The following is a 25,991-nucleotide window of genomic DNA, read 5'->3' on the forward strand; positions in this document are numbered from 1 at the left end:
CCATGTGACGCACCCCCCGTCCACAGGTCAGTGCCCCTTGTCGACCCAGTGTGCGAGCATGAATGGGAACGACCTGCCCTCGGCCCGGAATGAATCCGCGGCCACGCCGGTTGCAAACGTCGGCAAGCAGTCTCCGTACAACCCGGGAGAGAAGCAGATGTCCGTATCGGACGAGACCACCACCGTGAGCGACGGCATCCTCCTGTCCGACGCAGCCGCGGACAAGGTCAAGGCCCTGCTGGACCAGGAAGGCCGGGAGGACCTGGCGCTGCGCGTCGCCGTTCAGCCCGGCGGCTGCTCCGGCCTGCGCTACCAGCTGTTCTTCGACGAGCGTTCGCTCGACGGCGATGTCGTCAAGGACTTCGGAGGTGTCAAGGTCGTCACCGACCGGATGAGCGCCCCGTACCTGGGCGGCGCGTCCATCGACTTCGTGGACACGATCGAGAAGCAGGGCTTCACGATCGACAACCCGAACGCCACCGGGTCCTGCGCCTGCGGCGACTCCTTCAGCTAGAACTGCGTACGCACTAAGGCGGCGGCACCTGGAATCAGGGCCGCCGCCTTCGTCATGCCTGGGCATCTTGCACGTGGCGCTACTTCCGCGGGACGGCCTCACCCGTCGCCGCGTCCACGACCTTCCGGTCGCCCAGCGGCTTGTCCAGGGTCACCTTCTCCGTCAGCTCCTTGGCGATCATGATGCAGACCCGCTTCGGATCCGGGTTCGACTCGGTGATCGTCACCTTCACCTGACCGGCGCTCTCGGTCGCCTTCGCCGCGTAGTCGCTGCACACCCCGCCCCAGAACATCACGCTCAGGGTCCGTCCGTCCCGCCCGTCCACGCTGTACGACAGGACGCGCCGGTCGGACGGCGCCGCGGGATCCTGCGGCGGCTCGGTCGGCTTGATGTCCTGCTGCGGCGTGGCCTCCTTCAGATACTTCGGGTCCACCGCGGGGTGCGTGACCGTGAACGGCTGGGCGCCCCCATTGGGCTTCACCTCGAACAGCCACGACGGCACGAGCGCCTGCTGTCCGTCCACGTACTGCGCGGCCAGCCCGAAAACCGCCTCGCTGACAGTCAGCCGCTCGGGGCCGGCCGGCTTGGCCGGCTCGCCCTTGGGCTCGCACGGCGCGTCGGGCTTCTGTTCGCCCTCCAGCGGGACCGGCGTGGCGCAGCCGCCGATACCGATCGTGCCGCTGTCCCGGCCGGCCTTGTTCAGCTGCTTCAGCGCCTCGTCGGCGGAGAGCACCGGATACTCGTCGCTCTTCACGGGCTTCTTCAACTGGCCGCTGCCGCCGACCACTTGACCGTCCGCGCCGACCTGGACCCCGGTCGACCAGCCGTATGTCGGCAGTCCGCCGACAACCGGGTCGGCGTTCACCACCCTTACCGCGCCCATCAGCTGGCGGGCGTCCAGCGCGGCGTCGCTCTGGCCGAGCGCCTTCAGTACGGGGGCCGCGGCCTTCTTCGCGGCCGCCTCGCTCACCGCCACGGTGCGGGCCGTGCCCTCGCTCGTCGTCCCCATGTCGCCACGGGACGGGCAGACATCGACCTTCTTGCAGTTGTCACCGCCCGGCGAAGCCCCGAACCTGGCGAACGTCCAGGTGCCCGGCGCATGCTTGTTGACCTGCAGCATCGGGCCCGCGCCGTCCTTGTCCGCCCCGATCTTCCAGGCCGGGCCGTCCAGGCGCGGTGTGCCCGGCACTCCCAGCGCCTTCGCAAGCGCTGTCACCTCGGCCGCGGTGACAGCACCCTTCGTACGGTGGACGGGTGCCTTGTCCGGACCGTCCGGCAGCTTGCCCTCGGCCCGGTAGACGATCCCGCCACCGGAGGGGTCGGGCTCACCGGGTGCGATGCCGGGGCCGCCGGTGGGAGTGTCCAGGGAAAGCGGCGGCGGCTTCGCGTCGCGCTGCGCGCCGGCCTTGGCGCTCGCGCCGCCGCCGCTGCCGAAGCCGGATGTCGCGAAGTACGCACCGCCGCCACCCGCGACCAGCACCGCCGCCGCCACCGAAGCGACGGCGAGCGGGGAACGCCGGCGGCGGGGAATGTCGTGCGTGTTCTCCGTGCTGCTCACCGCATCGCTCCTTGTCTCGTGTTCCCGTTGTACGGGGACACAGATGGGACGGAGCGGGGGAGCGCACGGTTCCCTCGTGCGCCCTCAGTCGTCGGCCGTCGGCCGTCGTTCTTCGTCAGTCGCCGTAGTCGGACATCGCGTCGATCAGCCGGGCGGACGAGGCGGGCACGACGACACCGTGGATGAGGGACGGCGGCACCGGCGCGGGCACGGCGGCCGCTGGAACCACCCAGTGCGGAGCCATGCGCGCGCAGTCACCGCGCAGCTGGGCCAGACTGATCTCGGACTCCCGCGACTCGCGCGGGGCGATGGGCTTCGTCATATCCGCACCGTACGCAGCAGGGAGTCTCGTAAAAAGACCTACTATCGGGTAGTTTCCGCACTTCAGCCCAGGTGCCCGGACCCGGTAGCGTTAACTGTCAACGCTGCCCCCTCCTCAGGAGCGTCCCAGCCGTGCGAATCGCAGTCACCGGCTCAATCGCCACCGACCACCTCATGACCTTCCCCGGCCGCTTCGCCGACCAATTCGTCGCGGACCAGATGCACACGGTCTCCCTTTCCTTCCTCGTCGACACACTCGATGTGCGCAGGGGCGGAGTCGGCGCCAACATCTGCTTCGGAATGGGCCAACTCGGCACCGGTCCGATTCTGGTCGGCGCCGCCGGGGCCGACTTCGACGAGTACCGCGCCTGGCTCGACCGCCACGGCGTGGACACCGACTCCGTCCGTATCTCGGAGGTCCTGCACACCGCACGCTTCGTCTGCACCACGGACTCCGACCACAACCAGATCGGATCCTTCTACACCGGCGCGATGAGCGAGGCCCGTCAGATCGAGCTCAAAGCCGTCTCGGACCGGGTCGGCGGCCTCGACCTCGTCCTGATCGGCGCGGACGACCCCGAGGCGATGCTCCGTCACACCGAGGAGTGCAAGGCCCGCTCGATCCCGTTCGCCGCGGACTTCTCCCAGCAGATCGCGCGGATGAGCGGCGACGACATCCGCACCCTCCTCGAAGGCGCCACGTATCTCTTCTCCAATGAGTACGAGAAGGGGCTCATCGAGTCCAAGACCGGCTGGAGCGACGCCGAGATCCTGGACAGGGTCGGCCACCGCGTCACCACACTCGGCGCCAGCGGCGTCCGTATCGAGCACGCAGGCGGGAAGCGGATCGAGGTCGGCTGTCCGGAGGAGGAGGCGAAGGTCGACCCGACCGGCGTCGGTGACGCGTTCCGCGCGGGCTTCCTCTCCGGCCTGTCCTGGGGTGTGAGCCTGGAGCGCGCGGCGCAGGTCGGCTGCATGGTGGCGACGCTGGTCATCGAGACGGTCGGCACCCAGGAGTACACCCTGCGCCGGGCCCACTTCATGGACCGCTTCACCAAGGCGTACGGCCACGACGCGGCGGCCGACGTCCGGGCGCACCTCCACTGACGCACCGGGGGCTCCGCCTACGCCGTCGCGGGCGTGGTGGGACCCCCACTCCTCAATCGCCGGACGGGCTGAGAAGCCCGTCCGGCGATTGAGGGCTCACCCCGCGAACCCGCAGATCACGCCAGCCGCCGCACCACGTACGCCGTACCCCGGTCCGCCGGCTCCTCCCCTACGTACTCCTGCCCCCGCATCTCGCACCACGCCGGGATGTCCAGCCGCGCCGCCTCGTCGTCCGACAGGACCGTCACGGTCTCGCCGACAGGCACGTCGCCGATCACCTTCGCCAGCTCGATCACCGGAATGGGGCAGCGCTTGCCCCGGGCGTCGACGATCAGCGATCCGGCCGTGCTCTGCGCCGAAGACGTGACCGGCGCGCCGAGCCGCTCCCGTACCTGCGCCACCACCCCCGGCAGGACCTCGAGAAAACGATCCACGTCCTCCTCCGGCGTGCCGAGCGGAAGCGAGACGCGGACGTTTCCCTCCGAGAGCACGCCCATCGCCCGCAGCACATGGCTCGGTGTGAGGGTGCTGCTCGTACAGGACGAGCCGGACGAGACGGAGAACCCGGCCCGGTCCAGCTCGTGCAGCAGAGTCTCCCCGTCGACATAGAGACAGGAGAAGGTGACGAGATGAGGGAGCCGGCGCACCGGATCGCCCACCACCTCCACATCCGGGACCAGCTCGGGGATCCGTGCGCGGATCCGGTCCACCAGGGCCCGCAGCCGTACCGCCTCCTCCGCGGCCTCGGCCCGCACCGCCCGCAGTGAGGCCGCCGCGGCCACGATCGCCGGAATGTTCTCGAAGCCGGCCGACCGCCCCGACTCCCGCTCGTCGGCGGGGTCTTGGGGGGCGAACCGGACACCCTTGCGTACGGCGAGCAGCCCGACCCCCGCCGGACCGCCCCACTTGTGGGCGCTTCCCGCGAGCAGCGACCAGGCCCCGGCCACCGGCCCCCACGCCAGTGACTGCGCCGCGTCCACCAGCAGCGGCACCCCGGCCGCCCGGCAGGCCTCGGCGACCTCGGCCACCGGCTGTTCCGTACCCACCTCGTGGTTGGCCGACTGCAGGCAGGCCAGCGCGGTGTCATCACGCAGGGCGGCGGCGTACGCGGCGGGGGAGACCGCTCCGGAGCGGTCCACCGGGACCTCGGTCACGGACTCGCCGTCCGCCCCGCCCCCCGCCCCCTCGTACGAGGTCGCGGCATGGAGCACCGAGGAGTGTTCGACCGCGGAAACGACCAGGTGGCGCCCGACACGCCGACGGCTCGCGAGCGCGCCGGAAATTCCCAGGTGAACCGCGCGCGTCCCCGAAGGAGTGAACACGAGCTCGTCCGGACGGCAGCCCACTGCCTCCGCCGCGGCTTCCCGCGCCGCGTCCAGCAATAGCCTGGCGCGCCGCCCCTCGCGGTAGAGCCGGGCGGGGTCGGCCCACCCCTCGTCCAGGGAGGCCTGGAGGGCCTGCCGGGCAACCGGGTGCAGAGGAGCGGATGAGGCGACGTCGAAGTAAGGCACGCTGCCACGCTAACTCCCATACGCGGAGGGGGCGTCAGATGGCCGCCGGAGGCCGGGATTCCAGGGGCATTCCACCCCTTCGGGGTGTCGGGCGGCGCGTTGGGCACCCTCCCCGCGCGACCCCAAATAGCGTCCAGTAGGGTTTGGTCCGCATAAACATCCAAACCCCTGCCCGCGTCAGGGCCGGCGACCGACCAGCGTGACGGCCGCGGCATGCCGCGCGGGCCGAGACTCTCGGGAAGGCGCTACGTGAGTCCCAACGGCTCCGACCGCTCGTCGCGGCGCCCGATGCGGCGGAAGCTGCTCCAGGTGCTGACCGCCGGCGTGGTCCTGGCGACCGCCTCTGGTTGCACATACAAGGACTTCCCCCGCCTTGGAATGCCCACCCCGGTAACGGAAGAGGCCCCTCGGATCCTCTCCCTCTGGCAGGGCTCGTGGGCGGCAGCGCTCGTCACGGGCGTGCTGGTGTGGGGTCTGATCATCTGGAGTGTCGTCTTCCACCGGCGCAGCCGCACCAAGGTGGAGGTACCTCCGCAGACGCGGTACAACATGCCCATCGAGGCCCTGTACACGGTGGTTCCGCTCATCATCGTTTCGGTGCTCTTCTACTTCACCGCGCGTGACGAGACGAAGATCCTCGCTCTCTCCAAGCCCGCCCACACGGTCAATGTGGTCGGCTACCAGTGGAGCTGGGGCTACAACTACGTCGAGAACGTGGAAGGGTCCGAGGGTGACGCCAAGACCAACAAGGAACTGAACGCCATCCCGGACAAGTTCCGCGAGGACTTCCCGGCGAACGCGGGCGGCGTCTGGGACGCCGGTATCCCCGGCACCCGGAATCCCCAGACCGGCAACCCGGGCCCGACCCTGTGGCTGCCCAAGGGCGAGAAGGTCCGGTTCATCCTGACCTCCCGTGACGTCATCCACTCGTTCTGGGTGGTCCCCTTCTTGTTCAAGCAGGACGTCATCCCCGGTCACACCAACGTCTTCGAGGTGACTCCCAGCCAGGAGGGCACCTTCCTCGGCAAGTGCGCCGAGCTCTGCGGCGTCGACCACTCCCGGATGCTCTTCAACGTCAAGGTGGTCTCCCCGGAGCGCTACCAGCAGCACCTGAAGGAGCTGGCCGAGAAGGGGCAGACCGGCTACATCCCGTCAGGCATCGAGCAGACGGACCCGGCCAGGAATGCGGAGAAGAACCAACTGTGAGCATCCTCAACGAACCCCAGGGTGCCGCCGCGGCTGACGACTCGTACGAGAACGAGCTGCCGGTACGGCGCAAGCAGCCCGGCAATGTCGTCGTGAAGTGGCTCACCACCACCGACCACAAGACGATCGGCACGCTCTACCTGGTCACGTCGTTCGCCTTCTTCTGCATCGGCGGCGTGCTGGCGCTCTTCATGCGCGCCGAGCTGGCCCGTCCGGGCACGCAGATCATGTCGAACGAGCAGTTCAACCAGGCGTTCACGATGCACGGCACGATCATGCTGCTGATGTTCGCGACGCCGCTGTTCGCCGGATTCGCGAACTGGATCATGCCGCTGCAGATCGGCGCGCCCGACGTGGCGTTCCCGCGGCTGAACATGTTCGCGTACTGGCTCTACCTCTTCGGCTCGCTGATCGCGGTGGCCGGCTTCCTCACCCCGCAGGGTGCGGCCGACTTCGGCTGGTTCGCCTACTCCCCGCTGTCGGACGCGGTCCGTTCGCCGGGCATCGGCGCCGATATGTGGATCATGGGTCTGGCCTTCTCCGGCTTCGGCACGATCCTCGGTTCGGTCAACTTCATCACCACGATCATCTGCATGCGCGCACCCGGCATGACGATGTTCCGGATGCCGATCTTCACCTGGAATGTGCTGCTGACCGGTGTGCTGGTCCTGCTCGCCTTCCCGGTGCTGGCGGCCGCGCTCTTCGCGCTGGAGGCCGACCGGAAGTTCGGGGCGCATATCTTCGACGCGGCCAACGGCGGCTCGTTGCTGTGGCAACACCTCTTCTGGTTCTTCGGCCATCCAGAGGTGTACATCATCGCCTTGCCGTTCTTCGGGATCGTCTCCGAGATCATTCCGGTCTTCAGCCGCAAGCCGATGTTCGGCTACATCGGCCTGGTGGGCGCGACCATCGCGATCGCCGGTCTGTCGGTGACGGTGTGGGCGCACCACATGTACGTCACAGGCGGCGTGCTCTTGCCGTTCTTCTCCTTCATGACCTTCCTGATCGCGGTACCGACCGGTGTGAAGTTCTTCAACTGGATCGGCACCATGTGGAAGGGCTCACTGTCCTTCGAGACACCGATGCTCTGGACGATCGGCTTCCTGGTCACCTTCACCTTCGGTGGACTGACCGGCGTCATCCTGGCCTCGCCCCCGATGGACTTCCACGTCTCCGACTCGTACTTCGTCGTCGCGCACTTCCACTACGTCGTCTTCGGCACCGTGGTCTTCGCGATGTTCGCCGGCTTCCACTTCTGGTGGCCGAAGTTCACGGGCAAGATGCTGGACGAGCGGCTCGGCAAGATGACCTTCTGGACGCTGTTCATCGGCTTCCACGGAACGTTCCTGGTACAGCACTGGCTGGGCGCCGAGGGCATGCCGCGTCGCTACGCGGACTACCTCGCCGCCGACGGCTTCACCGCGCTGAACACCATCTCCACGATCAGCTCGTTCCTGCTCGGTCTGTCGGTCCTGCCGTTCCTCTACAACGTCTGGAAGACGGCCAAGTACGGCAAGAAGATCGAGGTCGACGACCCGTGGGGCTACGGCCGTTCGCTCGAATGGGCGACACCGTGCCCGCCGCCGCGGCACAACTTCCTCACCCTGCCGAGGATCCGCAGCGAATCCCCGGCGTTCGACCTGCACCACCCGGAGATCGCGGCGCTCGACCAGCTCGAGCACGCCGGCCACGGCGGCAGCGTCATCGCCGGTGAGAAGGAGGCAGGCAAGTGAGGATCCAGGGCAAGATGTTCCTCTGGCTGAGCGCCTTCATCCTCGTCATGGCCATCGTGTATGGCGTGTGGTCGAAGGAGCCGGCCGGTACCACCGCGCTCTTCCTGGGCTTCGGCCTGAGCATCATGATCGGCTACTACCTGGCCTTCACGGCCCGGCGGGCCGACGCCATGGCGCAGGACAACAAGGACGCCGACGTGGCGGACGAGGCCGGCGAGGTGGGGTTCTTCTCCCCGCACAGCTGGCAGCCGTTCTCCCTGGCCATCGGCGGCGCCCTGGCCTTCATGGGCGTCGTCTTCGGCTGGTGGCTGCTGTACTTCTCGGCCCCCATCATCCTGGTCGGCCTCTGGGGCTGGGTGTTCGAGTACTACCGCGGTGAGAGCCAGAACCAGTAACACCGCGTCAGCGACACGCGGGACGGGCCCGGATCCCCCTCACTCCTGAGGGGGATCCGGGCCCCTCGTTTGCAGTCACTCCGCGCGCCGTTGCAGACCAATCTTCATAACGTGTGCTTATGAACCACACGCCTCGCTTCCGCACCGTTCTCAGCTGCACCCTGCTGGTCGTGTCCTTCGGCGCGGCCGCCACCGCGTGCGGCGATTCCGACGGCCACCCGCTCGCGGCGAAGCCCTTCGACGCAGCCGAACAGGTCGCCTTCAATACGCCAATAGGCCGCGCCAAGGTGGACCCCGACAAGCCCCTCGAGGTCACCACCAAAGGCGGCAAGGGCGGCCGGATCACCGATGTGACGGTCACCGACGACTCGGGCCACCACCTGGCGGGCGAACTCACCGCGGACGGCGCCCGCTGGCGCTCCACCGCGCCGCTGTCGGCCGGCGCCAAGTACACCGTGAAGGTCTCCACGGAGGACGAGGACGGCGCCCCGGGCGCTCGTACGCTCACCTTCGACACATCGCCGGCCAAGCGGCTGCTGACGGTCAAGTTCGGCCCGCAGGCGGGCAAGTACGGCGTCGGTCAGCCCATCACCGCGGAGCTCAGCGCCCCGGTCAAGGCCAAGGAGGCCAGGGCTGTCGTAGAACGCGCCCTGAAGGTCCAGTCCGAGCCCTCCGTACAGGGCTCCTGGTACTGGGTCGACGACAAGAAGCTGCACTTCCGCCCGAAGGAGTACTGGCCCACCGGCGCGACCGTCAGCGCCACCAGCAACCTCCAGGGCGTCAAGGTCTCCGACAAGATCTACGGCGGCGCCTCGAAACCGCTGAAGCTCACCATCGGGGACCGAATAGAGGCCATCACCGACGCCGGAGCGCACCACATGACGGTCCTGCGCAACGGAGAAGTGATCAACACCATTCCGGTGACCACGGGCAAGCCCGGCTTCTCCACCCGCAACGGCATCAAGGTCGTGCTCGGCAAGGAGTACTTCGTACGCATGCGCGGCACCAGCATCGGGATAGCCGAGGGCAGTTCCGAGTCGTACGACCTGCCCGTCTACTACGCCACTCGCGTCACCTGGAGCGGTGAGTACGTCCATGCCGCGCCCTGGTCCGTCGGCTCGCAGGGGTACGCCAACGTCAGCCACGGCTGCACCGGAATGTCGACCGGCAACGCCGCGTGGTTCTTCAAGACCGTCCGCGAGGGCGACATCGTCAGGGTCATCAACAGCAACGGGAACGAGATGGACACCTTCGGCAACGGCTTCGGCGACTGGAACCTGGGCTGGGAAAAGTGGCGCAAGGGCAGCGCCCTGGTGGCGGACACCAGGGACGGCAGCGACCCCGCGGAGGCGGCGCGGCTGCGTCCCCAGGTCTGACGGGCCCAGGTCTGACGGGCCCGGGGTCTGAGGGGCCCGCGCCTGGCCTGCCCCGGTCCTACGCGTCGACGCCGAGCCGGCCGCGCAGCAGAGCGGCCAGTGAGTCCGCGAACTCCACCGGATCGACCGGAAGGGTCGCCGCGGCGTCCGCACGGCTCCAGGTGGCCAGCCAGGCGTCCTGCGGGCGGCCGATCAGCAGCAGCACAGGCGGGCAGTTGAAGATCTCGTCCTTGATCTGCCGGCACACGCCCATGCCGCCCGCGGGAACCGTCTCGCCGTCCAGTACGCAGACATCGACGCCGCCCTCGTCCAGCGCCTTGAGGACGGCGGGAAGGGTGGCACACTCCAGGAACTCCACCGGCGGTACGTCGGCCGCCGGCCTGCGTCCCGCCGCCAGCCGGACCTGCTCGCGGGTGCCCGCATCGTCGCTGTAGACCAGCACCGTGGCAGTCGCCTGCATTGTTCCTCCGTCGTTGGATCAGGAACCGATGCGGCGGATGCTACTCCGTCCGACTCCCTGTCAACAGCAGTTCGGGCAGTGCTTCGATGGGCCGTTCGGGCTGGACAAAGCCGACTGACACACCGAACGGCACCCCCCGGAGTGAGGGCGGGATAAGCGACCGACATAATGTCGGTCGTGGCGACAGCAACGACAGTAGAAACCGGGCACGCGCACCCGTCGGTCAATCGGCCGAACCTCACCAGCGTCGGAACCATCATCTGGCTGAGTTCCGAGCTGATGTTCTTCGCGGCCCTCTTCGCGATGTACTTCACCCTGCGATCGGTGATGGGTGCCGAGTTCTGGAAGACACAGGCGGATCACCTGAACTTCCCGTTCTCGGCGACGAACACCACGATCCTGGTGCTCTCCTCCCTCACCTGCCAGCTTGGCGTCTTCGCCGCTGAGCGGGGCGATGTGAAGAAGCTCAGAACGTGGTTCAGCATCACCTTCGTGATGGGTGCGATCTTCATCGGAGGCCAGGTCTTCGAGTACACCGAGCTGGTCAAGGACGCGGGCCTCTCGCTCTCGTCCAACCCGTACGGCTCGGTGTTCTACCTGACCACCGGTTTCCACGGTCTGCACGTGACGGGCGGACTCATCGCCTTCCTGCTGGTTCTCGGCAGGACCTACGCGGCCAGGAGATTCACCCACGAGCAGGCAACCGCCGCCATCGTCGTGTCCTACTACTGGCACTTCGTCGATGTCGTCTGGATCGGCCTCTTCGCCACGATCTACATGATCAAGTAACGGCCGGGCAGCCAGCTGCCTGAAGCAGACACAGTCCAGAAGCACCGACGCAGAAGATCCTGACACCGGGGTAATCCGTGAAAAAGCTCTCCGCACGACGACGCCATCCCTTGGCGGCGGTCGTCGTCCTACTCCTCGCGCTGGCGGCCACTGGGGGGCTGTACGCCGCGTTCGCACCCGCGGACAAGGCGCAGGCCGATGACACCGCCCAGTCCCTCGCCATCCAGGAGGGCATGAAGCTCTACACCGTCGGCTGCGCCAGCTGCCACGGAACCGGCGGTCAGGGAACCTCTGACGGCCCGAGCCTGATCGGCGTCGGCTCCGCCGCCGTCGACTTCCAGGTCGGTACGGGCCGGATGCCGGCCCAGCAGCCCGGCCCCCAGGTGCCGAAGAAGAAGGTCATCTACTCGCAGAGCGAGATCGACCAGCTCGCGGCGTACGTCGCCTCGCTTGGCGCCGGTCCGATCACGCCGACCGAGAAGCAGTACAGCCCCAAGGGTGCCGACATCGCCAAGGGTGGCGACCTGTTCCGCACCAACTGCGCCCAGTGCCACAACTTCACCGGTGAGGGCGGCGCCCTGACGGACGGCAAGTACGCCCCGAACCTCGAGGACGTGGACCCCAAGCATGTCTACGAGGCCATGCAGACCGGCCCGCAGAACATGCCCTCCTTCCCCGACTCGACGCTGCCGGAGCAGCAGAAGCGGGACATCATCGCGTACATCCACACTGTGAACAGCGATGAGGCCGCGAGCCCCGGCGGCCTCAAGCTGGGTGGCTTCGGCCCTGTCAGCGAGGGTCTGTTCGGCTGGGTCTTCGGGCTGGGTGCACTGATCGCAGTTGCCGTCTGGGTCGCGGCCCACACCGCTAAGGCCAAGAAGTCATGAGTAGCCAAGAGAATCCACGAGAGAACGTGCCTGCCGAGCAGGACGCCGCGCACGGCGCGGTAAAGGTCGCCGACGATCCGTTCGCGGACCCGGGGCTGCCGGCCCACAAGCCGCGTATCCAGGACATCGACGAGCGGGCCGCCAAGCGCTCCGAGCGTGCGGTCGCCTTCCTGTTCACGCTGTCGATGCTGGCCACCATCGCCTTCATCGCCTCGTACGTCATCTTCCCGGTCGACAAGATCGTGTTTATCTGGCCGATCGGGAATGTGAGCGCGCTCAACTTCGCGCTGGGCACCTCGCTCGGCGTCGCGCTCTTCTGCATCGGCGCGGGCGCGGTCCACTGGGCCCGCACCCTGATGTCCGATGTGGAGGTCGCCGACGATCGGCACGCCATCGCGGCCCCGCCCGAGGTCAGGGCCAAGGTGATGGCCGACTTCGCGGCGGGTGCCGAGGAGTCCGCCATGGGCCGGCGCAAGCTGATCCGCACCACCATGTTCGGCGCGCTGGCGCTGGTGCCGCTCTCCGGCGTGATGCTTCTGCGTGACCTGGGCCCGCTGCCCGAGAAGAAGCTGCGGACCACCTTGTGGGCCAAGGGCAAGCAGCTCATCAACATGAACACGAATGAGCCGCTGCGTCCCGAGGACGTCGTCGTCGGTTCGCTGACCTTCGCCATGCCCGAGGGCCTGGAGGAGGACAGTCACGACTTCCAGAAGCAAATCGCCAAGGCTGCCCTGATGATCGTCCGGATTCAGCCGGACGACATCAAGGACAAGCGCGAACTCGAGTGGTCGCACGAGGGCATCGTGGCGTACTCGAAGATCTGCACCCACGTCGGCTGCCCGATCAGCCTGTACGAGCAGCAGACGCACCACGTGCTCTGCCCCTGCCACCAGTCCACCTTCGACCTCGCCGACGGCGCCCGCGTCATCTTCGGCCCGGCCGGCCACGCCCTCCCGCAGCTGCGGATCGGCGTGAACGCCGAGGGCAACCTCGAGGCGCTCGGCGACTTCGATGAGCCCGTCGGTCCTTCCTTCTGGGAGCGCGGATGAGTACTACATCTGAGACGAACCGCAAGGCACCCGCGGGTGAGCGGGTCGCCGACTGGGCGGACGGCCGGCTCGGGATCTACTCCCTGGCCAAGGCCAACATGCGGAAGATCTTCCCGGACCACTGGTCCTTCATGCTGGGTGAGATCGCCCTCTACAGCTTCATCATCATCATCCTGACGGGTGTGTATCTGACGCTGTTCTTCCACCCGAGCATGAACGAGGTCGTGTACGAGGGCACGTATGTGCCGATGCAGGGCATCCGGATGTCCGAGGCGTACGCCTCGACGCTGGACATCAGCTTCGACGTCCGCGGCGGTCTGCTGATCCGGCAGATCCACCACTGGGCGGCACTGATCTTCATCGCGGCCATGCTCGTGCACATGATGCGCGTCTTCTTCACGGGCGCCTTCCGCAAGCCGCGTGAGATCAACTGGCTGTTCGGCTTCCTGCTGCTGGTGCTGGGCATGTTCACCGGCTTCACCGGCTACTCGCTCCCGGACGACCTGCTGTCCGGTACCGGTGTCCGGTTCATGGAGGGCGCGATCCTGTCCATGCCGATCGTCGGCACGTACATGTCGTTCTTCCTCTTCGGTGGAGAGTTCCCCGGCGGGGACTTCGTGAGCCGGTTCTACTCGATCCACGTCCTGCTGCTGCCGGGAATCATGATGGGCCTGCTGGTCGCCCACCTGATCCTGGTCTTCTACCACAAGCACACGCAGTTCGCGGGCCCCGGACGTACGAACAACAACGTCGTCGGCATGCCGCTGCTGCCGGTCTACATGGCCAAGGCCGGAGGCTTCTTCTTCCTGGTCTTCGGCATCATCTCGATCATCTCGGCGGTCGCTTCGATCAACCCGATCTGGGCGCTCGGCCCCTACCGTCCGGACCAGGTCTCCACCGGCGCTCAGCCGGACTGGTACATGGGCTTCTCCGAGGGTCTGATCCGGGCCATGCCCGGCTGGGAGATCAACTTCGCGGGCCACACTCTTGCCCTGGGCGTGTTCATCCCGCTGATGATCTTCCCGATGATCCTTGCGGTGATCGCGGTCTACCCGTTCGTCGAGTCCTGGATCACCGGGGACAAGCGCGAGCACCACATCCTGGACCGCCCGCGCAACGTCCCGACCCGTACGGGCTTCGGTGTGGCGTGGCTGACCTGGTACGTCATCCTGCTGATCGCCGGTGGAAACGACCTGGTCGCCATCTTCTTCCACATGTCGATCAACAGCATCACCTGGTTCGCCCGGATCGCCTTCTTCGTCGGCCCGGTCCTCGCCTTCATCATCACCAAGCGGATCTGCCTCGGTCTCCAGCGCCGCGACCGTGACAAGATTCTGCACGGACGCGAGTCGGGCATCATCAAGCGCCTGCCGCACGGTGAGTTCGTCGAGATCCACGAGCCGCTCTCGCAGGAAGAGCTGTACACGCTCACTGCGCACGAGCAGTACAAGCCGGCCGAGATCGGCCCGACGGTCGACGAGAACGGCGTCCGGCGCAAGGTCAAGCTCAAGGACAAGCTGAGGGCCAAGCTCAGCAAGGGCTACTACGGGCCGGACACCTATATCCCCAAGCCCTCGGTCGAGGAGTTCAAGGAGATCACGGGCGGCCACGGCCACCACTGATCCCACCCGACCGCGAGGTCGCCGCAGGGGAGCCCCGTCCATTCGCCGGACGGGGCTCTTCGCTGTCTGCCGGGCTGGATAGGGTGGACTCATCCCTGTTCGGCTGTGGACCCAGGAGTGGACCATGAACGTTGTGACCCCGGTTGGCGGCGACAGCGTGGCGGACCTCTCCTGGCCCGGGGTGCTGAACGCTCTGCTCGACAACCGTGACCAGAGCGCGGAGGCCACCGCGTGGGCCATGGACCGCATCCTCAGCGGTGAGGCGACGAACGCGCAGATCGCGGGCTTCGCGGTCGCCCTGCGTGCCAAGGGCGAGACGGTCGAGGAGATCTCCGGTCTCGTACGGACCATGTACGCGCACGCGAACCTGATCGAGGTGCCCGGGCCGAGCGTCGACATCGTCGGGACCGGCGGCGACGGCGCCAGGACCGTGAATATCTCCACGATGTCCGCGATCGTGGTCGCGGGGACGGGCGCGAAGGTCGTCAAGCACGGCAACCGCGCCGCGTCGTCGGCGAGCGGCGCATCCGACGTACTGGAGAAGCTCGGCGTCAATCTCGAGCTCACCCCACAGCGGGTTGCCCAGGTCGCGGAACAGGCTGGCATCACCTTCTGCTTCGCGGTGAAGTTCCACCCGGCGCTGCGGCATGTGGCGGCGGCCCGCAAAGAGCTGGGCATCCGCACCACGTTCAACTTCCTCGGCCCGCTCACCAACCCGGCGAAGGTAAAGGCGCAGGCCACCGGCGTCGCGGACGAGCGGATGGCGCCGATTCTGGCCGGCGTGCTGGCCGAGCGCGGCTCCTCGGCGCTGGTCTTCCGCGGCGACGACGGCCTCGACGAGCTGACCACTACCGCGACCTCCCGGGTGTGGGTGGTACGGGACGGGGCGGTGCGCGAGGAGGCCTTCGACCCGAGGGACGTCGGCATCGACCTCGTGCCGGTCGAGGCCCTGCGCGGCGCCGACGCCTCGTACAACGCGGATGTCGCGCGCCGGCTGCTCGGCGGAGAGACCGGGCCCGTACGCGACGCGGTGCTGCTCAATTCGGCGGCCGCGCTCGTCGCGCTGGAGCCGACGGACGGCACCCTGAACGAGCAGCTGGCGGCGGGTATCTCAAGGGCCGCCCAGTCGATCGACTCGGGCGCGGCCAGAGCGGTGCTCGACCGGTGGGTGGCCGCGAGCAACGCCTGAGGCCGCGACGGCGTGAGGCAAGGCGTGGTCCAGCTTCGTGGTTCGGCTTCCCGTCTCAGGAACTGGACCCCGCCTTGCACGTGGTGAGACGTATGGCAGGATGCTCTTCAAGGTCATGAGTGACAGCGATTACGGCCCCGGCTCGCTGTCCGGCAACCCTCCGTCCGTGGCGGGGTGCCCCGGGTGAAGACCAGGCCGTAGGCAGTGAGGTCTGCGGCAAGCGCGGACCCCTGCGAACCCTGGGGTCCTGGTCCTCAAGGGAGCAGTCTCGTGAGCAAGCGAATGCGATAGGGCTGATCGCCCCTTCTTCAGTGCGCCTCCGTGCGGCCGTCGTGCCGTGTGTTCGAGGCAACCCCTGTGCGCCGAACGGCCGTTGAGCGCCGACGCGCAGGTTCCACCGAAGTCTCCCCCTAACTTCGTCGGGGGGACCGCCAGCCCTGTCCTGCCGGGAGATACCGCCATGTCCGCACGCCCGAACGCCGTTGCCCCCGCTGCCTCCGTCACGACCGCCGTAGCCACTGCTGTCGCCCCCGCCCCCGCCCCCGCCGAGTCCGACCCCGCCTGTGCCGCGCCGCTCGCGGTCCTCGGCCGCGACGTCACCGTCCCGCTCGTCACCGGCGGCGAAGTCACCTACGCCGCCCTCGACTACGCGGCGAGCGCCCCGGCCCTGCAGCGGGTCTGGGACGATGTGGCCGGGTACGCCCCGTACTACGGCAGCGTGCACCGCGGCGCCGGGTACCTCTCGCAGCTGTCCACCGACCTGTTCGAGAACAGCCGGGACACGGTCGCCGAGTTCCTCGACTGCCGCCCGGACGACCAGGTCGTCTTCACCCGCTCCACGACCGACTCGCTGAACCTGCTGGCGTCCGTGATCCCCGCCGACTGCCAGGTCTTCGTCTTCGAGACCGAGCATCACGCATCGCTGCTGCCGTGGGAGTCCACCCACGCCGCAGGGCGTAGGGGGAGTGACGCCCGGGTGACGTATCTGAACGCGCCGCGTACGCCGGCTCAGGCGGTGCGGACGCTTCAGCGCGCGCTCGCCGAACGCGCTGCGCCCGGTCAAGAGGGGTACGGCCCGGCGCTGGTCTGCGTGACCGGTGCGTCGAATGTCACCGGTGAACTGTGGCCGGTGAAGGAGCTCGCTGCCGTCGCGCACGCCCACGGCGCGCGGATCGTGCTCGACGCGGCTCAGCTCGCGCCCCACCACCCGGTCTCCGTACAGGAGTTGGACGTCGACTGGGTGGCCTTCTCCGGGCACAAGCTGTACGCGCCGTTCGGTTCGGGCGTGTTGGCCGGCCGTGCGGACTGGCTGCGGGACGCGGAGCCGTACCTCGCGGGCGGCGGCGCCTCGCGCAAGGTCGCGCGGCGCGCGGACGGCGGTGTGGACGTCGACTGGCACACCACGGCCGCCCGCCACGAGGCCGGTTCGCCGAACGTCATCGGCGTCTACTCCATCGCCTCCGCCTGCAAGGCGCTCACCGAGGCGGGCTTCGACAACCTTCTTGCCCGAGAGCAGCGGCTCGTCGCGAAGGTCCGCGGGGGCCTGGCCGAGGTGGCCGAGGTCAAGGTGCTCTCGCTGTTCGGGGACGATTCCCCCTCGCGTTCCGCTGGGGGGACCCCCACGCGGGTCGGCGTCATCTCGTTCGTTGTCGAGGGCTGGAACAGCTCGCACTTCGCGGCCGCGCTCTCCGCGGAGTACGGCATCGGCGTACGGGACGGGCTGTTCTGCGCGCACCCGCTGGTGCGGACCCTGCTGGGCGGCGACGGGCAGGACCCGGGCGAGTGCGGAGCGCCGGAGGCGGAGCCGGGCGAGAGGTCGCTGAACGCGATCCGGGTGAGCTTCGGGGCCGGTACGCCGGACGAGCACGTGGAGCGTTTCGTACGGGCGGTGAAGGAGCTGGTGCGCGAGGGCGCGAAGTGGAACTACCGCACGGAGGACGGCCGCTGCGTCCCGGTCGTGTGACGTAAGGGCTACCCGCCACGTGCCATTGGGGCTCCGCCACGGACCCCCACCTGCGCCTGGCGGCGTGGGGGGACCCCCACCTGCGCCCTGGCGGGCGTGGGAGGACACCCAGCCCTACGCCTTGGCGGGCGTGGGAGGACACCCAGCCCTACGCCTTGGCGGGCGTGGGAGGACACCCAGCCCTACGCCCTGGCGGGTAGGGACACCCCCAGACCTACGCCCTGGCTGGCGTGGAGAGACACCCAGTCCTACGCCCTGGCGGGTAGGGACACCCCTAGACCTACGCCCTGGCTGGCGTGGAGAGACACCCAGTCCTCAAACGCCGGACGGGCTGGATCTTCCAGCCCGTCCGGCGTTCGGGGAGAGAAACGGAAAGCGCTACGAGTCCAGGCCGATCGCGAACGCCGCCTCCAGGTCGTGCTGCGAATACGTACGGAACGCCACGTGCGTGTCCGTGCCCTCCACGCCCGGGATCCTGCTGATGCGGCCCGGGATGACGTCCGCCAGGTCGTCGTGCTTGGCCACCCGCACCATCGCGATCAAGTCGTACGTGCCGGTGACGGAGAAGACCTCGCTGACGCTGTCCAGCGCGGCGATCGACTCGGCGATCTCGGGGATGCGGTCCACGCTGGTCTTGATGAGCACGATCGCGGTGATCACGGTTGGCTTTCTCCCTCGGTGGCCGCTGCTGGGGCCTTCACTCTAGTCGCATGCCGGAATCGTCCCCAGGCGTAGACGAACCCGGCCCCGAACCCCACCAGATGCGCGAGATACGCGACGCCGGGGCCGCTGCCCGCGCCCTGTGCCGCCAGCCACTGGAGGACGAACCAGAAGATCAGCACGATCCACGCGGGGAAGCGCAGCGGCAGGAAGAAGAGGAACGGGAAGAGACTGGTGACCCGGGCCTTGGGGAAGAGGAACAAGAACGCGCCGAGCACGCCCGAGATCGCCCCGGACCCTCCCACCAGGGTCTGCTCGGAGTCGGCGTTGGCCGCCGCGTAGGCGAGCAGCGCGAGATAGCCGCAGCCCACATAGAAGAGGGCGAACTCCCGCCGCCCCATGCGCTCCTCGGCCATCGCCCCGAAGACATAGAGGAAGAGCATGTTGCCGAGCAGATGCAGCCAGCTGCCGTGGACGAAGAGGGCGGTGAGAGGAGTGAGGAGCGGGTCGAGGGTGCCGGGGGAGGTGCTCAGCAGCTCCGCGGGGATCACACCCCAGCGTTCGAAGTACGCGCTCTGGGCGGCGAGCAGTGTGTCACCGGTGCCGTACACCGGGTTGAGGCCCGAGACCGGGCTGAGGACGAACACCGCACAGCAGACGGCCATCACGCCGTACGTCACCGCGGGCCCCGTCACCGTGCCCCGTACCGCACCCCGCGCCGCGCCCTGCCAACTGATCATGGACAGAGCATGGCGTAGTGGGGCTGAACGGTACAGAGCGCCTCGCCGCGCCATGGGGTACCTGCGAGGCCGTAGGGTTACGGGCAGTACATCCGCGGTTCGACGGCGCACAGCGGCATCTGCATCCGCACGACGAAAGAGGACGGCACGATGACGACGGTTCCCCGGCCGACAGCCGGTACCCGCTGGCGCTGCACCCTCTGCGGCAACCTCACGCGCTTCGATGTCACCCGTTCCTCCAAGGTCGTCGAGTACGTCCATCTGGACCTGGCCGGAGAGCCGACGGTCGAGGAGCGCGAGGTGGTCAGTGAGACCATCGAGTCGGTGCGCTGCCGTTGGTGCAACGCGGTGGATCAGATCGAGCTGGTGGACAGGCCGGGCGCCGGCTCCTGAGGGAGCGGCCCGAACGGGTAGTGGGGTGACGGATCGTGGAGCAGCCTGCAAGCGGCGATGAGCCGGCCGGTGCGGCCGGTGACGCCGCCGAGGCGCTCGACCGCCCGCTGCCGGAAGGCGTACGGCGCAGGGTCATGACGCTGGTCTCGGACGCGTTCGGCGGCCTGACCGTTGCCGAACTTCCGGCCCAGCTACGGCAGTACGCCCGCTTCACCTCCACCCGGCGCGCCAAATTCGCGGGCAACGCGATGGCCGCCGCCCTGGAGAGCGACCCGGTCTTCCGCCAGCGCATCGGCGAGCGCCTCAGCCAGGCCCAGCCCGAGCTGTCCGCGGCGCTGGAGTCCGGATCACCGCCCGCCGCCGCCGACCCCGTAGATGTGGCCGCCGCCGCCTATGTGCTGCGACCCACCGGATGGGTGAAACTTGTCGCCGCCGCGGGTGAGGAAGCCCTGCGCGCGAACGCCGAGCGTGCCGACGAGGCGGGGCGGCGCGAGCTGGAGCGGCTGCGTGAGGAGCTGACGGAGGCGCGCGGCCTGATCAAGAGCGAGACCGAGCGGCTGCGTACGGAGCTGGAGACGGCCCGCAAGGAAGCCGAAACGCTTCGGCGCAAGCTGCGCAGCGCCCAGAGCGATGTGAAGCGCGGCGAGGCCGCTCTGCGCCGCAGAGACGCCGATCTCGAGGCCATCAGGTCGGAGGCCGCGGCCCAGGTCTCGGCGGCCGAGAGTGAGAGCCGTCGGCTCAAGGCCCGCCTCGGCGAGGCGGAGGCCGCGGTGGAGGCGAGCCGGCGGGCCGCTCGGGAGGGTCGCTCGATCGAGGACATGCGGCTGCGGCTGCTGCTGGACACGGTGCTCGACGCGGCCCAGGGGCTGCGCCGGGAACTGGCCCTGCCGCCCGCCGCCATCCATCCCGCCGACACGGTCGACGCGGTCGAGCCCGGCCGTATGTCGCCCAAGGACATCGCGGCCCGTGCGCTCTCCGAGACCGATCCCGCCCTGCTCGACCAGCTGCTCGCGCTGCCGCAGGCGCATCTGGTGGTGGACGGTTACAACGTCACCAAGACCGGCTATCCGACGATGCCGCTGGAGAAGCAGCGGCTGCGGCTGCTCGGCGGTCTCTCGCTGCTGGCGGCGCAGACCGGCGCCGAGATCACCTGTGTCTTCGACGGGGCGGAGCTGGCGGCCCCGGTGCTGCTGGCGCCCCCGCGCGGAGTGCGGGTGCTGTTCTCCAAGCCGGGCGTGACCGCTGACGAACTGATCCGTCAGCTGGTACGGGCGGAGCCGCCGGGGCGGCCCGTGGTGGTGGTCTCCACCGACCGCGAAGTCGCCGACGGAGTGGCGAAGGCGGGCGCGAGGCCCGTCGCGTCCACATTGTTGCTGAAGCGGCTTTCGCGCGTCTAGTTAACTGCCGTGCCAAATGACCGAATTAGCTACTTCTCTGACAGACGTAGTGTCAAGTGGCCATTACTACGCGTGTGATGCGAGTAAAGAAAACGCTCAGTGGCCGAGATTTTTCTCGACAGGATTTGAACTGATCACAAGAAGGTCACTAGGTTTAGCTCTCGAACCTTCGCGCGGTTGATCGCCCACCCGGGGCGACAGCGAAGGAACCGCCGAGTTCGTGCAGTTCAGCCCCTTTCTCTGTAAGGGCTCGAGGTGCGGACGCCGGGGATTGAACCCCCCACAGCCCGGTAGGCGGCTCGAGGAAGAAGGAGCTCGCCTTCGTGGCGTCCCACCGTCGTCCCAAGCAGCCGAGCCGCACCCGTGTGACCGTGCTCACCGCGACCGCCGCCGCGGCCGTGGCCCTTACTTCCCAGGCCGCCCAGGCCGACCCGCAGCCGAGCAAGAGCGAGGTCAAGGAGAAGGTCGACAAGCTCTACGAAGAGGCGGAGAAGGCCACCGAGAAGTACAACGGGGCCAAGGAGCAGCAGGAGAAGCTCGAGAAGCAGGTCGACGCGCTGCAGGACAAGGTCGCCCGCGGACAGGACGAGCTCAACACCCTGCGCGACGGCCTCGGTTCGGTGGCGAGCGCCCAGTACCGCTCCGGTGGCATCGACCCCGCAGTGCAGCTCTTCCTCTCCGCGGACCCGGACAGCTACCTCGACAAGGCCTCCGCGCTGGACCAGTTGGGCGCCAAGCAGACTGAGGCGCTTTCCGAGATCCAGGCCAAGCAGCGGACCCTCGCGCAGCAGCGCCAGGAGGCCCAGGACAAGCTCGGCGACCTCGCCGACACGCGCAAGCAGCTGGGCACCAAGAAGAAGGAAGTCCAGACCAAGCTCGCCTCCGCGCAGAAGCTCCTCAATACGCTCACCGCGTCGGAGCGCGCCGCGCTCGCCGCCGACGAGTCCCGCGCCAACCGCGCCAGCTCGCGAGCGGACCTCGGCAACGCGGTCCCGGCCTCGCAGCGCGCGTCCGCCGCGTTCTCCGCCGCGCAGAGCAAGATCGGCTCGCCGTACGTCTACGGCGCATCCGGTCCCAGCTCCTTCGACTGCTCCGGACTGACCTCGTGGGCGTACGCCCAGGCCGGTGTCTCCATACCGCGCACCTCCCAGTCGCAGGCCAACGCCGGCACCCGCATCTACTCCCAGGGCGGACTCCAGCAGGGCGATCTGGTCATCTTCTACGGCGACATGCACCACGTCGGCTTCTATGCGGGCAACGGCCAGGTGCTGCACGCCCCGAAGCCCGGCGCCAGCGTGCGCTACGAGTCGATCAACAACATGCCGTTCCAGTTCGGCGTACGTATCTGACGCCCAATCGGGCGATTTCCCGCGCCTGTAGCTGACGTCGCGCCCTGCCGGTGACCTGTGGTCTCGGGCGGGGCGTCACTTTCTGTGCATGTCAGGGCCGTTGGTCGCTGTGTGATCGCCCGGCTACTGTCTGCCGCGCAACATCCCTCGTACAGCGGAAGGGAGCGCGGCACGTGGCGCCCCATCGACGGCTTACACAGTCCGGTCTCACTCAGAGTGTCCGGGTCACCGTCCTGTCCGCCGCGGCGGCAACGGCCGCCGCGGCGCTCGGGGGCGCACCGGCGAGCGCCGACCCGCATCAGACCGCGGAGAGCGCCCGGGCCAGGGTCGACCGGCTGTACGAGGAGGCCGAGCAGGCCACCGAGCACTTCAACAAGGCCGGTGAGCGGGTCGAGCGGCTGCGTGAGCAGGTGGCGCAGGCGCAGGACAGCGTGGCCCGCGGCCAGGAGCGCGTCAACCGGATGCGGGGAGCGCTCGGTTCGGTCGCGGGGGCGCAGTACCGGTCGGGCGGCATGGACCCCGCGCTCGCCCTGCTGCTCTCCGAGGACCCGGACAGCTACCTCGACAAAGCGGCCACCCTGGACCGGATCAGCGAGCGGCAGGCGACCGACCTGCAGGACCTCCGGCGGGCCCAGCGAAGACTCGGCCAGGAGCGCGCGGAGGCCTCCCGCGACCTCGCGGAGCTGGAGCGCAGCCGGACCGCCGTCGTCGGCCACAAGCGCGCCGTCGAGCGCAAACTCGCCGAGGCGCGGCGGCTGCTGAACTCCCTGCCGTCCGGCGACCGCGCCGCCTTCGACCGGGCGTCGCGCTCCGGCCGCGAGTCCCTGCCCGCGCTCTCCGGCCTCGCGCCTGCCTCCCCGCGGGCGGCCGCCGCGGTGATGGCGGCCCGCAGCGCCGTCGGCCGCCCCTATGTGTGGGGCGCCAACGGGCCCTCCGGGTTCGACTGTTCGGGGCTCACGCAGTGGTCGTACGCGCAGGCGGGCGTCGGGCTGCCGCGCACCTCGCAGGCGCAGCGGTACGCCGGCCGGCAGATCTCGCTGTCCGAGGCGCGGCCCGGCGACCTCGTGGCGTACCGCAGCGACGCCAGCCATATCGGGATGTACATGGGCAACGGGCAGGTCGTGCACGCGCCCTACCCCGGTGCGCCGGTGCGCTACGACCCGGTCGGCATGATGCCGATCTCGTCGGTCACCCGGGTCTGAGCCGCGTTCCGTTCCGCGCCGCGTTCCGTACGATCGAGCACGTGGCGGGTCAGGGGCGCGGAGGGCGTCGGGCAGTACGACGTGCGGCGGGGCCGGTCCTCGCCGCCGCTCTGCTGGTGTCCGGCTGCGCGGCCCCCGAGGCGTCCGACACAACGATGCGGGACATCCAGCGCACACTGGACGGGCGAGCGTCCGCCGTCCTCGGACATGACGAGAGCTCCTATCTGGACGCGCTCGATCCCCGGGCCCCTGCGCTGCGGGCGACGGAGCGCAGGGAGTTCCAGAACCTGGCGGATGTGCCGCTGCGCTCCTGGGAGTACCGGCTGAGCGATGTGAAGCGGCAGGGCCGGCGGGCGGTCGCAGAGGCCGAACTGCGCTACCGCATCGACGGTTACGACACCGCTACGGTGACCGCCTCCCGGACGCTGGAGCTGGCCGAACGCGAGGGCCGCTGGTTCATCACGGCCGACCACGCGAGCGAGCGGGGCGGCCAGCAGCTCTGGCAGCAGGGCGACGTCCAGGTCGTCCGGGGCAGGCGGAGCCTGGTCCTTGCCGTCGGCCAGGACGTGAAGCGGCTGCGCGCCCTCGCGGCGAACGCCGACCGGGCCGTGCCCGCTGTCTCGGACGCCTGGCCGTCCCCCTGGGCCGGGCGCGTGGTGATCCTGGTCCCCGCATCGCTGGACGCCATGGGAAGGCTGATGGGGGCGCCCGCGGCCGGGTACCGGGGGATCGCGGCGCTCACCACGGGCGAGACCGGTGAGGCCGGAGCAGCGCCCGCGGACCGGGTGATCGTCAACCCCGAGGCGTACGGCGTGCTCGGCGCCTTCGGCCAGGGCATCGTGCTCACGCATGAGGCGGCCCATGTGGCCACGCGGGCCTACACCTCGGCGGCCACCCCGATGTGGCTCTCGGAGGGCTTCGCGGACTGGGTGGCGTACCGAGGCACCGGCCGTAGTGCCGGGCAGACCGCCCCCGAACTCGAGCGCGCGGTCATGCGCGGCCATGTGCCGGCCGCGCTGCCGTCCGACGAGGACTTCGCCTTCGACGGCGACGGGGACAAGCTGGCGCGCGCGTACGAGGGCGGCTGGCTGGCCTGCGAGCTGATCGCCGCGCGCTGGGGCGAGAAGAAGCTGGCGTCGTTCTACCGGGCCGTCGGCGGGGGGAAGCACCGGTCGGCCGCGGTCGAGAAGGCGATGAGCGATGTACTGGGCACGACGCGGGAGGACTTCACGGTGCGCTGGCGGGACTATCTGCGCGAGCGGCTGAACGGCTGAGCCGCAGCCTCCGGCACGGTTCGCCCACTGTCTGCCGCCACAGTCGCAGGCACGCCGTCAGCGTCGCCGCGACCAGCAGCCCATTGCGTACGGCCAGCAGCAGCACGCCCAGCGGGTCGCCGGCCACCACGTGCGAGAACCAGACGGGGAACTCCAGCAGCGTGACCCCGGTGCCGGCCAGCACCAGTCCGCCCGGCAGGACCATCCGGCTGCCCCGGAAGGCCAGGCAGGCGGCGGCCAGGCCGACCAGCCAGATCATGTACTGGGGGCTGATCACCCGGCTTGTGGTGGTGAACAGCAGCACCGCGCAGAACGCCGCGTCGCACGGTGTGCTCGGCGCGAACTTCTTGGCCCGCAGCCGCCACAGCGCCAGCCAGCCGAAGGCGAGGACGGTGAGGGCGAGGGCGAGCGTGGAGACGAGCGAGACGTACGGGCCGACGAACTCCACCGACCCGTAGTTCAGCAGCACCTCGCCCTGCCAGCCGAAGTACCGCGCCACATGGAAGACCAGGGCGCCCAGCGACTCGATCTCGGTGCCCCGGTCGCGCTGGAAGGTGAGGAACGCAAGCGCCCCCGGCATGGACGCGATGAACAGCAGCGCCAGGGCGGCCGCAGTGCCCGTCGCGGCGGCCCAGGCGCGGCGGGTGGCCGGGCCGCGCGGGGTGCCCACGATCAGCAGCAGCGGCCAGACCTTCAGCAGGGCGCCGAAGCCCGCCAGGGCGCCCATGGTGCGCGGATGGCGTGCCCCGGCCAGCAGGGCGGCGACGGCGACGGCCGTGACCATCAGGTCGTAGCGGGCGTACGCGGTGGGCCCCAGCAGCGGCACTCCCGCGACCCACACCCAGCTGCCGCGCTGCGACTTGCCGGGCCGCCCGCCGGCGGGGAGCAGAAGGCTCAGTACGAGCGCGTCGCAGAGCAGGGTGAGGACGAAGAAGGCCGATGTGTAGCCGAGGAAGGGCAGCAGGGCGGGGGAGAGGATCGCGAGAGCGGCGGCGGGCGGGTACTGCCAGGTGACGTCGTTCAGCGGGAAGGTGCCGGTCTTCAGCACCTCGTACCAGCCTCGGTAGATCACCGAGATGTCGCTGGTCACATCGGGGCCGGGGAAGATGACGACCTGGAACACGCAGAGCAGCAGTGCGGTCCTGGTGACGATCCACAGCGTGAGGATCCAAACCGGGGTGATCCACACCGGGGTGATCCTCACCGGGAGGGTCCACAGCGCGAGAGTCCGTTCCGCGAGGGGAAGCCGCGTACCGCTGCCGCTTGCGCCCGCCATGAGCACCTCATCCCATTCAT

24 protein-coding genes and 1 riboswitch are annotated in these 25,991 nt (G+C 69.1%); of the genes, 17 read left to right on the top strand and 7 right to left on the bottom strand.

Annotation, left to right across the window (positions count from 1 at the left end):
• The first annotated feature begins 157 nt into the window (after positions 1-157).
• Positions 158-514: an iron-sulfur cluster assembly accessory protein gene (locus J7E87_RS31110; RefSeq protein ID WP_215098020.1), complete on the top strand. Its 357-nt coding sequence runs from the start codon at positions 158-160 to the stop codon at positions 512-514.
• 79 nt (positions 515-593) lie between these two features.
• Here J7E87_RS31110 and J7E87_RS31115 read toward each other — a convergent pair whose 3' ends face one another.
• On the bottom strand, positions 594-2,072 hold the full coding sequence (locus J7E87_RS31115; RefSeq protein ID WP_215097954.1) for a hypothetical protein: 1,479 nt from the start codon (positions 2,070-2,072) through the stop codon (positions 594-596).
• A gap of 115 nt (positions 2,073-2,187) precedes the next feature.
• Complete coding sequence (locus J7E87_RS31120; RefSeq protein WP_215097955.1) at positions 2,188-2,394, bottom strand: hypothetical protein; 207 nt, start codon at positions 2,392-2,394, stop codon at positions 2,188-2,190.
• Between the two features lie 131 nt (positions 2,395-2,525).
• Here J7E87_RS31120 and J7E87_RS31125 point away from each other — a divergent pair, with 131 nt between their 5' ends.
• Positions 2,526-3,500 (top strand): carbohydrate kinase family protein, encoded by a 975-nt coding sequence (locus J7E87_RS31125; RefSeq protein WP_215097956.1) that lies wholly within the window; start codon positions 2,526-2,528, stop codon positions 3,498-3,500.
• 116 nt (positions 3,501-3,616) lie between these two features.
• On the opposite strand, the gene J7E87_RS31130 is transcribed toward J7E87_RS31125, so the two are convergent.
• A complete protein-coding gene (locus J7E87_RS31130; RefSeq protein WP_215097957.1) occupies positions 3,617-5,011 on the bottom strand; it encodes a cysteine desulfurase/sulfurtransferase TusA family protein in 1,395 nt (464 codons plus the stop codon).
• A 249-nt stretch (positions 5,012-5,260) separates the two neighbouring features.
• Between J7E87_RS31130 and coxB the strand changes: the two genes are divergently transcribed.
• The 4 genes from coxB to J7E87_RS31150 all read left to right on the top strand — a co-directional run bounded on the left by coxB (position 5,261) and on the right by J7E87_RS31150 (position 9,721).
• Entirely contained in the window at positions 5,261-6,217 is a 957-nt protein-coding gene (gene coxB / locus J7E87_RS31135) for a cytochrome c oxidase subunit II (RefSeq protein ID WP_215097958.1), read from the top strand.
• Positions 6,214-7,950 carry a cytochrome c oxidase subunit I gene (gene ctaD / locus J7E87_RS31140; RefSeq protein WP_215097959.1) on the top strand — a complete coding sequence of 579 codons (1,737 nt, stop codon included), beginning with the start codon at positions 6,214-6,216 and terminating at the stop codon, positions 7,948-7,950. Before coxB ends, ctaD begins: the two co-directional genes overlap by 4 nt.
• Positions 7,947-8,345, top strand: a complete 399-nt coding sequence (locus J7E87_RS31145; RefSeq protein WP_215097960.1) for a cytochrome c oxidase subunit 4 — start codon at positions 7,947-7,949, stop codon at positions 8,343-8,345. The genes ctaD and J7E87_RS31145 overlap by 4 nt, the downstream gene beginning before the upstream one ends.
• 119 nt (positions 8,346-8,464) lie before the next feature.
• Entirely contained in the window at positions 8,465-9,721 is a 1,257-nt protein-coding gene (locus J7E87_RS31150) for an Ig-like domain-containing protein (protein WP_215097961.1), read from the top strand.
• A 58-nt stretch (positions 9,722-9,779) separates the two neighbouring features.
• On the opposite strand, the gene J7E87_RS31155 is transcribed toward J7E87_RS31150, so the two are convergent.
• Positions 9,780-10,181 (bottom strand): hypothetical protein, encoded by a 402-nt coding sequence (locus tag J7E87_RS31155; RefSeq protein ID WP_215097962.1) that lies wholly within the window; start codon positions 10,179-10,181, stop codon positions 9,780-9,782.
• A gap of 168 nt (positions 10,182-10,349) precedes the next feature.
• Between J7E87_RS31155 and J7E87_RS31160 the strand changes: the two genes are divergently transcribed.
• The 6 genes from J7E87_RS31160 to J7E87_RS31185 all read left to right on the top strand — a co-directional run bounded on the left by J7E87_RS31160 (position 10,350) and on the right by J7E87_RS31185 (position 17,680).
• Positions 10,350-10,970, top strand: coding sequence for a heme-copper oxidase subunit III (locus J7E87_RS31160; RefSeq protein WP_215097963.1), 621 nt, complete (start codon positions 10,350-10,352; stop codon positions 10,968-10,970).
• 77 nt (positions 10,971-11,047) lie between these two features.
• The gene (locus J7E87_RS31165; protein WP_215097964.1) at positions 11,048-11,857 is read left to right on the top strand and encodes a c-type cytochrome; all 810 of its coding nucleotides are present in this window, start codon (positions 11,048-11,050) and stop codon (positions 11,855-11,857) included.
• The gene (locus J7E87_RS31170) at positions 11,854-12,906 is read left to right on the top strand and encodes a ubiquinol-cytochrome c reductase iron-sulfur subunit (protein WP_215097965.1); all 1,053 of its coding nucleotides are present in this window, start codon (positions 11,854-11,856) and stop codon (positions 12,904-12,906) included. Before J7E87_RS31165 ends, J7E87_RS31170 begins: the two co-directional genes overlap by 4 nt.
• Complete coding sequence (locus J7E87_RS31175; RefSeq protein WP_215097966.1) at positions 12,903-14,528, top strand: cytochrome bc complex cytochrome b subunit; 1,626 nt, start codon at positions 12,903-12,905, stop codon at positions 14,526-14,528. The genes J7E87_RS31170 and J7E87_RS31175 overlap by 4 nt, the downstream gene beginning before the upstream one ends.
• A 124-nt stretch (positions 14,529-14,652) precedes the next feature.
• The gene (trpD, locus tag J7E87_RS31180; protein WP_215097967.1) at positions 14,653-15,717 is read left to right on the top strand and encodes an anthranilate phosphoribosyltransferase; all 1,065 of its coding nucleotides are present in this window, start codon (positions 14,653-14,655) and stop codon (positions 15,715-15,717) included.
• Between the two features lie 111 nt (positions 15,718-15,828).
• A riboswitch (SAM riboswitch) is annotated at positions 15,829-15,946 on the top strand.
• 231 nt (positions 15,947-16,177) lie between these two features.
• A complete protein-coding gene (locus J7E87_RS31185; protein ID WP_215097968.1) occupies positions 16,178-17,680 on the top strand; it encodes an aminotransferase class V-fold PLP-dependent enzyme in 1,503 nt (500 codons plus the stop codon).
• Between the two features lie 378 nt (positions 17,681-18,058).
• On the opposite strand, the gene J7E87_RS31190 is transcribed toward J7E87_RS31185, so the two are convergent.
• Together J7E87_RS31190 and J7E87_RS31195 are read right to left on the bottom strand one after the other, a co-directional pair.
• On the bottom strand, positions 18,059-18,340 hold the full coding sequence (locus J7E87_RS31190) for an Lrp/AsnC family transcriptional regulator (protein WP_215097969.1): 282 nt from the start codon (positions 18,338-18,340) through the stop codon (positions 18,059-18,061).
• Positions 18,337-19,080 carry a rhomboid family intramembrane serine protease gene (locus tag J7E87_RS31195; protein ID WP_215097970.1) on the bottom strand — a complete coding sequence of 248 codons (744 nt, stop codon included), beginning with the start codon at positions 19,078-19,080 and terminating at the stop codon, positions 18,337-18,339. The genes J7E87_RS31190 and J7E87_RS31195 overlap by 4 nt, the downstream gene beginning before the upstream one ends.
• Positions 19,081-19,230: 150 nt before the next feature.
• Between J7E87_RS31195 and J7E87_RS31200 the strand changes: the two genes are divergently transcribed.
• The 5 genes from J7E87_RS31200 to J7E87_RS31220 all read left to right on the top strand — a co-directional run bounded on the left by J7E87_RS31200 (position 19,231) and on the right by J7E87_RS31220 (position 24,695).
• Positions 19,231-19,473 (top strand): hypothetical protein, encoded by a 243-nt coding sequence (locus J7E87_RS31200; protein ID WP_215097971.1) that lies wholly within the window; start codon positions 19,231-19,233, stop codon positions 19,471-19,473.
• A gap of 35 nt (positions 19,474-19,508) precedes the next feature.
• On the top strand, positions 19,509-20,870 hold the full coding sequence (locus tag J7E87_RS31205; protein ID WP_215097972.1) for an NYN domain-containing protein: 1,362 nt from the start codon (positions 19,509-19,511) through the stop codon (positions 20,868-20,870).
• Positions 20,871-21,193: 323 nt separating this feature from the next.
• Entirely contained in the window at positions 21,194-22,219 is a 1,026-nt protein-coding gene (locus tag J7E87_RS31210; protein ID WP_215097973.1) for a C40 family peptidase, read from the top strand.
• Between the two features lie 173 nt (positions 22,220-22,392).
• Positions 22,393-23,421, top strand: coding sequence for an NlpC/P60 family protein (locus J7E87_RS31215; protein ID WP_308313140.1), 1,029 nt, complete (start codon positions 22,393-22,395; stop codon positions 23,419-23,421).
• Between the two features lie 41 nt (positions 23,422-23,462).
• Positions 23,463-24,695: a hypothetical protein gene (locus J7E87_RS31220; protein WP_215097974.1), complete on the top strand. Its 1,233-nt coding sequence runs from the start codon at positions 23,463-23,465 to the stop codon at positions 24,693-24,695.
• Here the strand turns inward: J7E87_RS31220 and J7E87_RS31225 are convergent.
• The gene (locus J7E87_RS31225; protein ID WP_215097975.1) at positions 24,649-25,971 is read right to left on the bottom strand and encodes a glycosyltransferase 87 family protein; all 1,323 of its coding nucleotides are present in this window, start codon (positions 25,969-25,971) and stop codon (positions 24,649-24,651) included. The two genes, J7E87_RS31220 and J7E87_RS31225, sit on opposite strands and share 47 nt — an antisense overlap.
• Between the last annotated feature and the right edge of the window lie 20 nt (positions 25,972-25,991).

Source organism: Streptomyces sp. ISL-1 (assembly GCF_018614585.1).
Classification (GTDB): Bacteria; Actinomycetota; Actinomycetes; order Streptomycetales; family Streptomycetaceae; genus Streptomyces; species Streptomyces maoxianensis.

Bases quoted from the DNA above. Each gene is read 5' to 3' on its own strand.
- J7E87_RS31110 (WP_215098020.1), top strand. From the start codon at position 158: ATGTCCGTATCGGACGAGACCACCACCGTGAGCGACGGCATCCTCCTG.
- J7E87_RS31120 (WP_215097955.1), bottom strand. From the start codon at position 2,394: ATGACGAAGCCCATCGCCCCGCGCGAGTCGCGGGAGTCCGAGATCAGT.
- J7E87_RS31150 (WP_215097961.1), top strand. From the start codon at position 8,465: ATGAACCACACGCCTCGCTTCCGCACCGTTCTCAGCTGCACCCTGCTG.
- J7E87_RS31155 (WP_215097962.1), bottom strand. From the start codon at position 10,181: ATGCAGGCGACTGCCACGGTGCTGGTCTACAGCGACGATGCGGGCACC.
- J7E87_RS31160 (WP_215097963.1), top strand. From the start codon at position 10,350: ATGTCGGTCGTGGCGACAGCAACGACAGTAGAAACCGGGCACGCGCAC.
- J7E87_RS31170 (WP_215097965.1), top strand. From the start codon at position 11,854: ATGAGTAGCCAAGAGAATCCACGAGAGAACGTGCCTGCCGAGCAGGAC.
- J7E87_RS31175 (WP_215097966.1), top strand. From the start codon at position 12,903: ATGAGTACTACATCTGAGACGAACCGCAAGGCACCCGCGGGTGAGCGG.
- trpD (WP_215097967.1), top strand. From the start codon at position 14,653: ATGAACGTTGTGACCCCGGTTGGCGGCGACAGCGTGGCGGACCTCTCC.
- J7E87_RS31185 (WP_215097968.1), top strand. From the start codon at position 16,178: ATGTCCGCACGCCCGAACGCCGTTGCCCCCGCTGCCTCCGTCACGACC.
- J7E87_RS31195 (WP_215097970.1), bottom strand. From the start codon at position 19,080: ATGATCAGTTGGCAGGGCGCGGCGCGGGGTGCGGTACGGGGCACGGTG.
- J7E87_RS31200 (WP_215097971.1), top strand. From the start codon at position 19,231: ATGACGACGGTTCCCCGGCCGACAGCCGGTACCCGCTGGCGCTGCACC.
- J7E87_RS31225 (WP_215097975.1), bottom strand. From the start codon at position 25,971: ATGGCGGGCGCAAGCGGCAGCGGTACGCGGCTTCCCCTCGCGGAACGG.